General features: G+C 72.9%; 11 protein-coding genes. 5 read left to right on the forward strand and 6 right to left on the reverse strand.

The features are described 5' to 3' along the window. Positions 1–128: 128 nt before the first annotated feature. The 3 genes from ACZ4XD_RS02345 to ACZ4XD_RS02355 all read right to left on the reverse strand — a co-directional run bounded on the left by ACZ4XD_RS02345 (position 129) and on the right by ACZ4XD_RS02355 (position 3449). Positions 129–1766 (reverse strand): transporter, encoded by a 1638-nt coding sequence (locus ACZ4XD_RS02345; RefSeq protein WP_468037367.1) that lies wholly within the window; start codon positions 1764–1766, stop codon positions 129–131. Then, the gene (locus tag ACZ4XD_RS02350) at positions 1763–2647 is read right to left on the reverse strand and encodes an ABC transporter ATP-binding protein (RefSeq protein ID WP_107070594.1); all 885 of its coding nucleotides are present in this window, start codon (positions 2645–2647) and stop codon (positions 1763–1765) included. Before ACZ4XD_RS02350 ends, ACZ4XD_RS02345 begins: the two co-directional genes overlap by 4 nt. Before the next feature lie 130 nt (positions 2648–2777). Beyond that, positions 2778–3449 carry a bifunctional DNA primase/polymerase gene (locus ACZ4XD_RS02355; RefSeq protein ID WP_468037369.1) on the reverse strand — a complete coding sequence of 224 codons (672 nt, stop codon included), beginning with the start codon at positions 3447–3449 and terminating at the stop codon, positions 2778–2780. Between the two features lie 448 nt (positions 3450–3897). Here ACZ4XD_RS02355 and ACZ4XD_RS02360 point away from each other — a divergent pair, with 448 nt between their 5' ends. Next, the gene (locus ACZ4XD_RS02360) at positions 3898–5292 is read left to right on the forward strand and encodes a transcriptional regulator (RefSeq protein ID WP_468037371.1); all 1395 of its coding nucleotides are present in this window, start codon (positions 3898–3900) and stop codon (positions 5290–5292) included. 229 nt (positions 5293–5521) lie between these two features. Continuing rightward, on the forward strand, positions 5522–7378 hold the full coding sequence (locus ACZ4XD_RS02365) for a hypothetical protein (protein WP_468037373.1): 1857 nt from the start codon (positions 5522–5524) through the stop codon (positions 7376–7378). 76 nt (positions 7379–7454) lie between these two features. Here ACZ4XD_RS02365 and ACZ4XD_RS02370 read toward each other — a convergent pair whose 3' ends face one another. After that, entirely contained in the window at positions 7455–8642 is a 1188-nt protein-coding gene (locus ACZ4XD_RS02370; RefSeq protein ID WP_468037375.1) for an ABC transporter substrate-binding protein, read from the reverse strand. On the opposite strand from ACZ4XD_RS02370, the gene ACZ4XD_RS02375 reads away from it, so the two are divergent. The 3 genes from ACZ4XD_RS02375 to purU all read left to right on the forward strand — a co-directional run bounded on the left by ACZ4XD_RS02375 (position 8641) and on the right by purU (position 10355). Further along, on the forward strand, positions 8641–8763 hold the full coding sequence (locus ACZ4XD_RS02375; RefSeq protein WP_468037377.1) for a hypothetical protein: 123 nt from the start codon (positions 8641–8643) through the stop codon (positions 8761–8763). The two genes, ACZ4XD_RS02370 and ACZ4XD_RS02375, sit on opposite strands and share 2 nt — an antisense overlap. 209 nt (positions 8764–8972) lie before the next feature. After that, the gene (locus ACZ4XD_RS02380) at positions 8973–9431 is read left to right on the forward strand and encodes an SCO4402 family protein (protein WP_042147369.1); all 459 of its coding nucleotides are present in this window, start codon (positions 8973–8975) and stop codon (positions 9429–9431) included. 33 nt (positions 9432–9464) lie between these two features. Next, complete coding sequence (gene purU / locus ACZ4XD_RS02385) at positions 9465–10355, forward strand: formyltetrahydrofolate deformylase (protein WP_468037379.1); 891 nt, start codon at positions 9465–9467, stop codon at positions 10353–10355. A gap of 250 nt (positions 10356–10605) precedes the next feature. On the opposite strand, the gene ACZ4XD_RS02390 is transcribed toward purU, so the two are convergent. Continuing rightward, the gene (locus ACZ4XD_RS02390; protein ID WP_468037381.1) at positions 10606–11940 is read right to left on the reverse strand and encodes a zf-HC2 domain-containing protein; all 1335 of its coding nucleotides are present in this window, start codon (positions 11938–11940) and stop codon (positions 10606–10608) included. Beyond that, positions 11937–12659, reverse strand: a complete 723-nt coding sequence (locus tag ACZ4XD_RS02395; RefSeq protein ID WP_468037383.1) for an RNA polymerase sigma factor — start codon at positions 12657–12659, stop codon at positions 11937–11939. The genes ACZ4XD_RS02390 and ACZ4XD_RS02395 overlap by 4 nt, the downstream gene beginning before the upstream one ends. Positions 12660–12926: the final 267 nt, after the last annotated feature.

Below are 12926 nucleotides of genomic sequence, written 5' to 3' on the forward strand. Positions count from 1 at the left end.
CGCCGGCCGGTGCGGCCTGTGGATAACTATCCGGCGAGGCCACCGGCGCCCAGCCCAGGCGCCCAGCCCAGCGAGGCCGCGACCGGCGCCCGGCCCGGCGAGGCCACCGCCGCCCGCCCGGCGCGCGTTCAGCCCTTGCTGACGGCCGCCAGGATCTCCGGCAGCCGCTGGGCGGCCCGCGGCGCCATCACCCGCAGCCCCAGCTCCGCGATGCCCACGCCGTAGACCGCACCGACCGGCAGCAGCACCCACAACAGGTGGTGCAGACCGGCGACATGGAGCCAGATCGTCAGCGCCAGCAGCGGTGCGCACAGCACGGCACCCACCACGACCCCGCCGAAGAGACTGAACCAGGCGATCGCGCCCTGTCCCGGTGCGACGTTCTTGTTGCCCTCCGAGGGGATCGAGTACGGGAAGAACACCGACGACAGCGCCCCGGTGGCCAGCAGCGCGCCCAGCACCGCCAGCGAGAGCCCGTACACCTCCAGGAAGGCTGACCACGGCCCGATGAGCGCCGCGCTGCCGACGACGACCAGCGTGACGTACGGGATGGCCACCAGCGCCAGTGCCAGCGCGCGGGCCCGCAGTTCCTGGTAGGCGTCGCGCGGGGTCGCGATCGTCGAGGCGACCATCCAGAACGCCGAGGTGTCCTGCCCGAACTGGTTGTACATCTGCATGCCGAGCAGCGTGGCGGCGGAGAACGCGGTGTAGATGCTGCCGTTGCCCTGGAGGGCCGAGATGACCGGCACCAGCAGTCCGGCGGCGAGCGCGGTCGACCACGACATCTTCGACTTGGGGTCGCGCCAGCCGTAGCGCAGCGTACGGAGGATGACCGTGCCGGTGCGCCCGCGCGACAGCAGCCGCGCAAGCCCCCGCTCCCCGCCGCCGGCCCGCCGCGCGCTGTCCTTCTCCACCGCCTGGAGGGTGGAGGAGTCCGGGGACGTCATCAGGGTGGTCAGGGTGCGCTGCCACCACCACAGCAGCAGGACCAGTGCCAGCACCGTCAGGCCCAGGCCGGTCAGCGCCCGTCCGTACGCGCCGTGTCCGGCGTCGTCGACGGCGGCCACCGCCGAGACCGGCGGCACCCAGCGCAGGATGCCGCCCAGCGGTTCCAGTACGGCCAGGCCGTCCGACCGCCCCAGTTTCTGGGCGGCGATGTTGACGCCCTGGGCGCCGATGGCGATGAACAGGCCGCTCAGCACGGCGAGATCGCGGCCCCGCCGGCTGGTCAGCAGCCGCACCGAGGCGGTGGCGACGGCCCGCGCCAGCGATACACACACCAGCACCACCAGGACCACGGCCACCACACCGACGGCCGCGGCGGCCGCCCCGTCGGCGACCGCGATCACCGAGCCGGTCACCAGCGCGAGGGTCACGAACGGGCCGATGCCGACGAGCGAGGCCACCAGCAGCGAGGCGATCAGCGGCCGCGGCCGCAGCGGCAGCATGACCAGCCGGGTCGGATCGAGCGTCTCATCGCTCGCCGGGAAGAACAGCGGCATCGCCGCCCAGCCCAGGGTGAGGATCCCGGTCAACAGCACGACCAGCGCGCCGACATGGGCGTTGCCGCGCAGGGCGACCAGTCCCGTCACGACACCCGCGGCGAACAGCAGGCCCACGAGCACGGAGGAGACATACGCCAGCGTGCGCCCGGTCGACTGGCGCAGCCCGTTGCGCAACAGGGACAGTTTCAGCCGTACGAAGACGGCGGTCAGGGACGGCGCGGCGGCCGGTCCTCCGGCCGCAGCGGCGGATTCGGTGCTCATCGGGCGCCGCCACCGCCGAGCCAGTCAAGGTTCGCTCCCGCGCCCCGGTCGCCCGCGCCGACGAGTTCCAGGAAGGCGTCCTGGAGCGAGGGCGCCGCGCCGCGCACCTCGGCGAGCGGGCCGTCCGCCCGGATCTGCCCGGCGGCGATCACCGCGACCCAGTCACAGAGCGACTCGACCAGCTCCATCACATGGCTGGAGAAGATCACCGTCGCACCGGAGGTGGTGTAGCGCTCCAGTACGCCGCGGATCGTCTGCGCCGACACCGGGTCGACGCCTTCGAAGGGCTCGTCGAGGAAGAGGACCTCGGGGTTGTGCAGCAGCGCCGCGGCCAGCCCGATCTTCTTGCGCATACCGGTGGAGTAGTCCACCACCAGCTTGTGCTGCGAGCCGGCCAGATCGAGCACGTCCAGCAGCTGAGCGGCCCGCTTGTCGACCTCGTCGCCCGGCAGACCGCGCAACCGCCCTATGTAGCCGAGGAGTTCACGTCCCGACAGACGCTCGAAGAGCCGCAGTCCCTCGGGCAGCACCCCGATCCGGGACTTGACGGACACCGGGTCCTTCCAGACGTCGTGCCCGCCGATCTCGACGAGCCCGGCGTCCGGCCGCAGCAGGCCCGTCACCATGGAGAGGGTGGTGGTCTTACCGGCGCCGTTGGGGCCGACCAGTCCGATGAAGCGGCCGGCGGGCAGCGTCAGATCGATGCCGTTGACGGCGATCTGCTCGCCGAACTTCTTCCACAGGCCCTGGATGCGGACGGCGGGCGGACCGGCCGCACCGCCCCCGGGGGCCGCGGCCGGCCCGCCCGGCGAAGTGGCCGTGGTGCGCTGCGGCGGTGCCGATGCGCCCCGCTCCTCGATGTGTTCCGGCTCGTTCGCCACCGGTCCTGCCCTTCGACGTCCCCGCAGGGGCCGGTCCGACCCCCGTCCGGCATCCCACGATACGGGCGGATACCGGGACGGGGTGGGACTGTGGACAGCCTGGGGACAAGGGGAGCGGACCGGTCCGGGATCAGCGTGCCCGGAGGGCGGCCGCGTCCCGTGCGCAGGCATAGGCGAGCGGGCTGATCAGCTCCTCCGCGTCCGGCAGCCAGCGGTTGGCGGGGGTGGGACGGCGCGCCCACTGCACCATGCCGTGCGCGCCCACCCGGGTCGGCGGTGCGGCGATGTACTCGCCCTCGCCGCGGCAGATCAGATCGAGCGCGGCCGGTGCCCAGCCCAGGGTGCGTACGAGGGCGGGCACCTTCACCGAGGCGCCGGGGAGCACGAGGAAGAGCATCCGGCGGGCCGGGGTACGGGTGACCGGGCCCAGGGTCAGTCCCATCCGCTCCATACGGGCCAGCGCCAGACAGCCCGCGGTCTCGGGCACGTCGAGCGCCTCGAAGGTCCGGCCCGTGGGCAACAGGATCGAGGCGCGCGGCTGCTTGCTCCACATCCGGCGGACGGCGGTCGCGCTGCCGCTGGCCTGTCCGGCCCAGCCGGGCCCGGTGGGGTGCGCGCCGGGTGCGGCGCAGTCGGCGGCGTCGCACGAGCAGCGCGGGGTCTCACCGTCGTGCTCCAGCCATGCGCCGGGGAACACGTCCCAGTGCCGTTCTTCCGCGTAACGCACCGCAGTGTCTATCAGCTGCTCGCCGCGCTGCAGGGGGATGTGCGGGGCTTCTGTGACTCCGATGGTTTTTTCCACGCTGAGGACAACTTCCGTCGTCACCAAGGGTTACGGCTCAGGGGTGGACCTCAGGGCGCATCGTTCTCGCACGTGGGGCGCATGGGTGCACCGGTGGGGGCGCGTATGCGGGCGGGGCCCGAGGAGCGGGTAGCCACCTGCGTGACGGGCGGAGGGACCGCCCGGCGGCAGTCCGCGGTGCACCCGGGGGGAGCCCGGCACGGCGGCGCCGCGATCTGTGCACGGCACCGCAGCCTTTCCACCCGTGAACGGCGCTGGGCGCCGAGGAAGCACCGGACCTGGCGCAAAAGTGCTCAGGACCGAGCATCCTCGGCACAGCGCATATCACACCGATCCCACCTATCGCGCATATTCAGGATCTCTCGGATATCCGGCATATTCCTGGGGAATCGATCACGGGTAACGGCGTTCGGCGGTGAACGCACAGCGGTACTCAGGGGGTACAAGCATGGCCGCCAGGCCACTCGTCGCACGGCAGCCCAACGAACGGCTCCAGGCGCTGATCCAGGAAGCCGCCTGTTCCAACGCGGGCCTCGCCCGCCGCGTCAACATGTGCGGGGCGGAACACGGTCTCGACCTCCGCTATGACAAGACCTCCGTGGCCCGATGGCTGCGCGGCCAGCAACCACGGGGCCGCGCCCCGGCCGTCATCGCGGAGGCGCTGGGGCGCAAGCTGGGGCGCACGGTCACCATCGACGAGATCGGGATGGCCGACGGCAAAAACCTCGCGTCCGGGGTGGGGTTGCAGTTCTCGCCCACCGTCCTCGGGGCGATCGAGCAGGTCTGTGAGCTGTGGCGCAGCGATGTCGGCCGGCGCGACTTCCTCAGTGGCTCCACGGTCGCGGCGTCCGCCCTGGTGGAGCCCAGCCGCGACTGGCTGATCACCGGGGCGGACACCCAGGTCGCCCGGAACGCCGGTGCCCGGGTCGGGATCTCGGACGTCGAGGCGGTCCGCGCGATGACCACGGCGCTCAGCGAGCTCGACCACCGATTCGGCGCCGGACATGTCAGACCGGTCGTCGTGCACTACCTCAACAGCGTGGTCTCCGGGCTGCTGGCCGGTTCGTACCGGGAGTCCGTCGGGCGCGAACTCTTCGCCGCCGTCGCGAGGTTGACCGAACTGGGCGGCTACATGGCCGTCGACACCGGCCAGCCCGGCCTCGCCCAGCGCTACTACATCCAGGCGCTGCGGCTGGCCCAGGCGGCCGGGGACCGCGGCTACGGCGGCTATGTCCTCGCCGCGAGCATGAGCCACCTCGCCGCCTCGCTCGGCAATCCACGGGAGATCGCCCAGCTCGCGCGCGCCGCACAGGAAGGCGCCCGCGGCCATGTCACCCCGCGCGCGGAGGCGATGTTCTGCGCCGCGGAGGCGCGCGGGCACGCGCTGATGGGCGACGGGCGGGCCTTCGAGGTGGTGGCCGGCCGGGCGGTCGCCGCACTGGAGCGCGCCGAAGCGGCTGCCGACGCGGGCGACGACCCGGTGTGGATCGCCCATTTCGACCCGGCCTACCTGGCCGATGAACTCGCCCACTGCCACCGCGACTTGGGGCAGTCGGGGCCTGCCGCGCAGCGGGCGCAGGAGGCGCTGGACGGGCATCCGGCCGGCCGGGCCCGGCGCCGGGCCATCGGTCTGCTGCTACTGGCCGGCGCGCAGGTGCAGCAGCGCGAGGTGGAACAGGCCTGCCATACGGGCACCCAGGCGGTCGACCTGCTGAGCGGACTGCGTTCGGACCGTGGCGCGGAATATCTGGAGGACTTTCAGCTGCGTTTGGAGCCTTATCGGGACGAACCGGTGGTGCGGGAGTTCAGCGCGCGGCTGGAGTTGCGGGCCACCGCGGCGTGACCGACGCCTCACGACCGGGGTGACCGGCGCCTCACCACCGGGGTGGCGACTGCTTTGTCGTGCGACGTCGGGTTTTGTCGTGGGGTGACGGAAAGCCCAGGCGGTGGGGCCTGTCCGGCGGTTCCGGGGGCGGGCAGGGGCGGTGACCAGGCGACGTGGTCGAACGTTGCTGCGAACCGGTAGCGTGCAGCCGACGATTCCGTAGGTCTGCACGTTGGTAGGAGTCACGGTGACGCAGAGCGGACAGGGTCACGACCCGCAGAATTCTGCGGCCGGTCCCGCGCGAGAGGGCATTGTGCTGCCCGCCAACGGTGAGCCGTGGGTGCCCGATCAGCAGGCCGCGCCGCCGGCCGGTCAGCCGTGGGGCCAGCCCTGGGGACCCGGCCAGCAGGCCGCCGCCCCGCAGTCGTACGGCGAGGCGCCCGCCCAGGGGCAGCCCGCCCCGCAGCAGGGATACGACCAGGCACCGCAGCAGGGCTACGGCCAGGCCCCCCAGCAGGGCTACGGCCAAGGACCGCAGCCGGGCCACGCCCCGGCGCAGGCCCCGCAGCCGCAGGGCGGCCAGGGCTTCCCGCCGCCGCCCCAGGGGCAGCAGCCGCCGGCCATGCCGCCCTCGGCGCCGCAGCAGGCACCCCAGCAGCCCGCCGCGCCGCAGCCGCAACCCGGCTTCGACGCCGAGGAGACGGCGCTGCTGCCGCCCGGCGCACAGCCCGGCCAAGGTGCGCCCGGCGCGCTGCCGCCCGAGGGCCCGCAGTCGTACGGTCAGCCGATCCCGCAGCAGCCATACGGCCAGCAGATCCCGCCGCAGTCGCAGCAGACCCAGCAGCCTCAACAGCCGTACGGGCAGCAGCCCCAGGGTCCGTCCGGAGAGCTGGTGCGGGCCACGCCGCAGACCGGTGCTCCGCTGCCGCCCGCCTCGGGCGACGCGGAGGCCACCGCGCTGATTCCGCCCGTCGGCGCCCCGGCCGGCGGCCCCGGCGGCGCGCCGCTGCCGCCCGAGGCGGCCTCGCGCCCCGAGACGCCCGACGAGTCCACGACCATGCTGCGCGCGATCAAGCCGAACCAGGGCGGCCCCCAGGGCCGGCCGATGCCGCAGTCCCAGCCGATGCCCGGTGCCCAGGGCGCGGGCGACGCCGAGGCCACCCAGCTCATCTCTCCGGTGGGCGCCGCCGCGCCGCCCCCGCAGCCCGGCGCGCCGTACGGCGTGCGCCCCGGCGCACCTGGTGACCGTCCCACCCCCGCCGAGTTCGACGGCCTGTTCCGCGACGGGCCGGGCGCCCCCGGCCAGGCCGGACCGGCCGCCGCCCCGGACTCCACCGCGCAGCTGCCGCGTTTCGAGGACCCGGGCCAGCCGCCGTACGGGCAGCAGGGCCAGGGCTACGGCCAGCAGTTCCCGCCCGGCGGCGGCTACGAGCAGCGGCCCACGCTCGACGACGGCGGCAGCGGCCGCCGCCGGCTCGCCCCGATCGCGATCGTCGGCATCGTCATCGTGGCGCTCGCGGGCGCCGGCCTCGGTCTCGGCTGGGCGCTGAGCGGCGGCGGCAGCGAGGAGACCGCGAAGAAGCAGGGCTCCGGCGCCGACACCACCAAGGAGGCCAAGGAGCCGGAGAAGCCGAAGCCGACCACCGACCCGGCCGAGTCCCAGGCCAAGGGGCTGGACGCGCTGCTGGGCGACAGCAACAACAGCCGCTCATCGGTGATCAACGCCGTCAACAGCATCAAGACCTGCCACAACCTCGGTGGCGCGGCCAAGGACCTGCGCGCCGCGGCCGGGCAGCGCAACGAGCTGGTGAAGCGGCTCCAGCAGCTGCCCGTCGACAAGATCCCGAACCACGACCGGCTGACCGCCGCGCTGACCAAGGCCTGGCAGTCCTCGGCGTCCGCGGACAACCACTACGCGGCATGGGCCGGGCAGGTCGGCGGCAAGAAGGGCTGCCACAAGGGCAAGGCCCGGGTCACCCGGCAGACCGCCCAGGGCAACGCGGCCAGCGGGCAGGCCACCCTCGCCAAGAAGCAGGCGGCGCAGATCTGGAACCCGCTCGCCAAGAAGTACGGGCTGACGGAGCGCCGTCCCGAGCAGCTCTGAGCCGGGCCGGGACGGGCGCCGCCGGGCGGCCCGTCCCGCTCAGCTGTCCGGACGCCGTCGGGCGGCCCGCCCCGGCTCAGCTGTCCGGACGCCGCCGCTCCAGCGTCTTGGTGACGTTCACGAAGCCGTGCCGGGCGGCGACCAACTCGCCGTCCCGCACGACCTGGTAGGTCACCGTCCCGTTCACGATGCGGGGGAAGTCCTGGACGGCGAGCATGTCGTCCTCGCGCCAGCGCAGCTTCGGGGTCAGCCCGCCGGTGTCGACGGCCCGGTCACCGCGGTCCAGCGCGGTCTGGAGGGCGTGCGGGGTGATGTCCTCGACGCCCTGGTCATCGAGCTGCTCGATCATCGACCGCAGCACCGTGTAGGCGATCCAGGTCGTCTGCGCGCCCTGGTCGGCGGGGTCGATGCGGTTGTCGTTGAACGCGAAGTCGTTGATGACCTTGCGCATCGGCGCCCAGCGGGAATCTCCGGCGGCCGGATACCAGCCGGTGATGTCCGCGCCTTCCAGCGGTCCGGACCTGCCGCCCGTACGGTTCACCAGCGCCTGGCCGACGCTGCCGAGCACGGAGGCGACCCGCACCCGGGGGCTGTCCTCCTGGAGCCGCCGGAACGAGTCGAAGAACGCATCGGTGTGATCGCCGAGCGAGGCGGTCACACAGGAGCCGTTCGCTTTGCCGCCGGCCTCCGACGTGCCGTAGACGACCGGATCGGCACCCACGCCGTCCAGGGCGCGGTTCACCGCGGACGAGTAGTCGGTGCCGTCCTCGGGTGCCTTGATGTCCTTGGCCGGGTGCCGGCTGCCGTTCTCCAGGCCGGAGTTGAGCAGGGACGGCATCTGGTCGCCCTGGATGGTGTCCGGGCGGACCAGCGCGACGCGTTGGCAGTCGCGCGCCAGCTGGCGGCCGTTCCCGGCGAGCAGGGAGGCCTGCCCGCCGTTGACGGGGTAGGACAGCGGGCTCTCGAACTCCTCGTCCGAGGCGCCGTAGCCGCCGATGAAGGGAACGCCCTTGACCTCCAGCGGCGACATGAACGAGCGGCCGAACTGGCTGTAGGAGCCGACCACCGCGACCGCGCCGCGGTCCACCGCGCGCTGGGCGCACTGTGCGGCAGCCACCGAGTCATTGCGCTCGTTGCAGGTGAGCACCCGTAGGTGATGCCCCCTGATGCCGCCCCGGGAGTTGACCCAGCGGGCGTAGGCCTGCGCCATGGCGGGCATACCCGGCATATTGGTCGCCTTGGTGTCCTCGGGGGCCCAGGTCATGACCGTGACCGGGTCCTTCTCCCCGGAGTCCCCCGAGACTCCGGGGAGGGAGCCGCAGCCCGAGAGCAGCGACGCGATGACCGCCGTACATGCCGCCGCCGCACCGACCGCGGGGGCGTGAGAAGAAGGGCGGGGGGAGGAGCGTCGCCGTCCGGTCATGACACCGCAGCCTTCCGTCCTGCCAGGAACGGCCGAGTGACGACAAGGCAACGGATGGTGACGCCAAGGTGAACTCCGGGGGCCCGCTTGAGATCATCCGGGCGGAACGTACGATCCAATACTGTGCAAGGTTCGGAGAAGTCTTCCCGTCGCGGCCGTCGCTCGACCACCATGGGCGGCATGCCACTCAACGACATGCCGTGGTGGCGCTGGCGCAGCAATGTGCGCTCCGCGCTGCACATGCTCTCCGACCCCGCCTTCCAGCAGGAGACCTGGCTGGCCGGCCGCCCCGGGTACGGAGATGTCACCGACGCCGTCTACCGGCTCGTCGAGGACACCTGGCTGGACAACTGGTCCGCCGAGAAGTACGTCGGCACGATCTTCCGGGACGCCCAGGAGGCGCAGCTCGTCGATGTCGCTGTGCTGCGGGTGCTGCGGATCATGCACCAGGTCGGCGCGGACGCCCCGGTCACCGCGTACATGGCCCACCAGGGCTGGCCGGAGGCCGTACGGGCGGCCCGTGAGGCCCATGTGCAGCTGGCCACCGCGGACGGCGAGGACCCCGATGCCGCGCCGCGCTCGCTGGAGGTGCTGGCCATCATGACCGGTCAGGCGGACGCCCCGGCCTGACCTGCTCGGGCGGGTGTGCGACCCTATGAGGTCATGAGCGAGTCGCAGCCCACCCAGCCCGGTCAGCACGATCGGAACGATCAGTACGTCCTCACCCTGTCCTGCCCGGACAAGCAGGGCATCGTGCATGCCGTGTCCAGCTACCTCTTCATCACCGGCTGCAACATCGAGGACAGCCAGCAGTTCGGCGACCACGACACCGGGCTGTTCTTCATGCGGGTCCACTTCAGCGCGGACAGCTCGGTGAGCGTCGACAAGCTGCGGGCCAGCTTCGCGGCGGTGGGCGACTCCTTCGGCATGGACTGGCAGATCCACCGGGCCGACGAGAAGATGCGGGTCATCCTGATGGTGTCCAAGTTCGGGCACTGCCTCAACGACCTGCTGTTCCGCTCCCGGATCGGTGCGCTGCCGGTGGAGATCGCGGCCGTGGTCTCCAACCACACGGACTTCGCCGAGCTGGTCGGCTCGTACGACATCCCCTTCCACCACATTCCGGTCACCCGCGACACCAAGGCGCAGGCCGAGGCGCAGCTGCTGGATCTGGTGGCGGCGGAGAACGTCGAGCTGGTGGTCCTCGCCCGCTATATGCAGGTGCTCTCCGACGATCTGTGCAAGGCGCTGTCCGGCCGGATCATCAACATCCACCACTCCTTCCTCCCGAGCTTCAAGGGCGCCAAGCCGTACCACCAGGCGCACGCCCGCGGGGTGAAGCTCATCGGTGCCACCGCGCACTATGTGACCGCCGACCTCGACGAGGGCCCGATCATCGAGCAGGAGGTCGAGCGGGTCGGTCACGAGGTCACACCGGACCAGCTCGTGGCGATCGGCCGGGACGTGGAGTGCCAGGCCCTGGCGCGCGCCGTCAAGTGGCACAGCGAGCGCCGGGTACTGCTGAACGGCAGCCGCACGGTCGTCTTCGCGTAGGGCGGATGGGCCTCCGGGCGGTCGTCTTCGCGTAGGGCGAGCGGCAGCCGGGCGGTCGTCCGGGGCGGAGGGCCTCCGGGGCGGCGTCCTCGCGGGCGCATTGCCCACCGCCCCGGGAAATACCCTCCGCACCTCTCACGTTGTGGCCCCGAGGGGGCGCCCGGACCCCCTACGGGACGTGTTCGACCGCCCCCTACGGGCCTGCCTCTACGGGCGAGCCTCTACCGGCCGGCCCTCGACCGGCCGGCCCTCAGAGGCGGGACAGCGACGCGGTCGCGAAGAGCACCTCGCGGATCGCGTCGCGTTCGCCGTCCTGGCCCGCTGCGGCCTCCTCGGGGGAGATATGGCCCGCGGCCAGCTGGCAGAACTCGGCGCTGTCCAGGGCGATATGGGCGACGGTGCGCTCCGGGGTGCCCAGCGCGGCCGGTGAGTCCAGCGCTATGTACCAGTGGCCGCCGCCGTTGCCCTCGACCTCCAGATGGAGCGTACGGCCCGGGGCGCCCGCCTCGACCAGCCGCTGCGGCGGCGCGGCGAGCCCGGCCCGGCGGCGGTCGGCCAGCGCACTGGGCAGCAGCCGGGCGGCGAGGTCGACCATCTGGTGGAGATGCGCGGCGGCCGGCGGCACATACGGGTAGTCCACCGCCTCCGCGATATCGCCGGCGTGCACCCAGCACTCGAAGGCGCGGTCCAGGAACGAGTCGCGCAGCGCGAGCCGGAAGTCGCCGTACGGGACGGCGAGTTCGGCGACCCTGCTGCCGGCGAACGACACCTGCCGCATCAGCGCGTAACTCTGGTCGCGCCACGGGGCGTGGACGGTCAGCGGACGCTGCGTCTCGTGTGCCGCGCGCCAGAACGTTTCCGTACGGATGAGGGGGTCCGGGGTGCCGGGCGGGGCGGCGGTGCCGAGCGGGTCGGTCAGCCCGAGGGCCGTCGCGACCAGGCCGTCCACCGCCATCAGATGCCCCATGACACCGGCGACGGTGGTCTCCCGCTCGACCGGGCGGTCGCCCTCGAACCAGCGCAGCCGCACCGGAGCGCGCCACTCCGCCTCGCCCATGTCATGCAGCAGCGCATCCAGCTTGGCGGTCTCCGCGTCGTACGGCGCCGCCCAGTCGGGCACCGGGATACGGGCCGGCCGCCGGACCAGGGCGCCCTCCAGGACGCGGGAGCGCAGCAGCGGATCGAGGTCGAGGCTGTCGGCGGGGTGCAGCAGCCCGACGGCATCGCGCAGCCGCAGCGCCTCGTCCGCGCAGGAGGCGCAGTCGGTCAGATGTGCCTCGACGGCGGTGGTCTCCTCGGCGGAGCAGGCCGCCAGCGCCCAGGCGCCGAGCAGCGACTTGAGGACGCGGTGCGGCGGGGCGGGATCCGGGTCCGGGAGCGGCTGGGGCGCGGCGGGCGGCTCGGACCCGGGCCCGGCCGCTGGGAGGGTCTCGGTGGTGTCGCTCGCCGGGTCGTGGACGGGTACCGGCGGGCTGTCCGGAAGGGGGCCGTGGTCCTCGACCGCGGAGCGCGGGGAGGGTATCCGCGGCCGCTCACCGGGGCTGCCGGGCAGCTCGCGGCCGTCCCATTCGTCGGGGCCCTTCACCGCGACCGCCCATGGCCCGGACCGGGTGGTGCGGAGGATCCCGGGCCGGTGTGCGGGGAGTGCGACGGCAGCGGGCCGCGGGGAGCGTGCGGCCCCGGTGGCGCGGTGGGGGCCGTGGGGGCGGAGCGTGGGCCGCGGGCGGTGTACGGGGCGCGGTGGCCGGGCGGCAGGGCGTGGTGGTGATGGGCGGTGGAGAGCAGTTGCAGGCCCAGGCGGAGCCGGCGGCGGGCCTCGTCCTCGGTGACGCCGAGGTCGGCGGCGGTCTGGCGGTAGTCCCGGCGCTGGAAGTACGCCAGCTCCAGTGCGGCCCGCAGGGGCGCGGGCATGGACGTGACGATGTAGTCGGCGCGGGCGGCGGTGGATGCCTCGCGGATCTTCTGCTCTATCTCGGCGGGCGCCGGGGCACCGTCTCCGCAGTCGCGCGCCGAGGCCACTTCGGTCTGGCGCAGCCGCTGGACGGCCTGATGGCGGGTGACCCCCGCGATCCAGGAGCGCAGCGGGCCCTGCTTGGGGTCGTAGGAATCGGGGTGTTCCCAGATGTAGGTGAACACCTCGCGGGTGAGGCGGTCGGCGGCGTCCTCGTCGTCCAGGACACGGTGGGCGAGGCTGTGCACGAGCGAGGCGAAGCGGTCGTAGAGCTCGCCCAGCGCCGCGGCCTCGCCGTGGGCGAGCCGCTGTTGCATCCGCCTGTCCCAGCGCGGTGGCGCGTCGTGTCCCATAGGAACCCCATCCCTGCCCGTCGCCTCCGGGCTCACTCCTCAGCCGTCACTTCCGCACGCGCACGCACACCCGGAGCTGTACGCACGCTCACAGAAACCACCGTGCTACCGAATGTAATGCGCGGGTCTGACAACGCACGCTCCTTTGCGGCAAACCCAGTCCCCGACGGGGACCGGGGTGGTAAGGACCTCACGACGGATGGCCTCGCTTTGTGGCGATACTGCCCGATCGGAGCCGATCGATGCCGATCGTTCGTGTCCACATAC

The sequence above is a fragment of the Streptomyces sp. NPDC029466 genome (assembly GCF_055574515.1).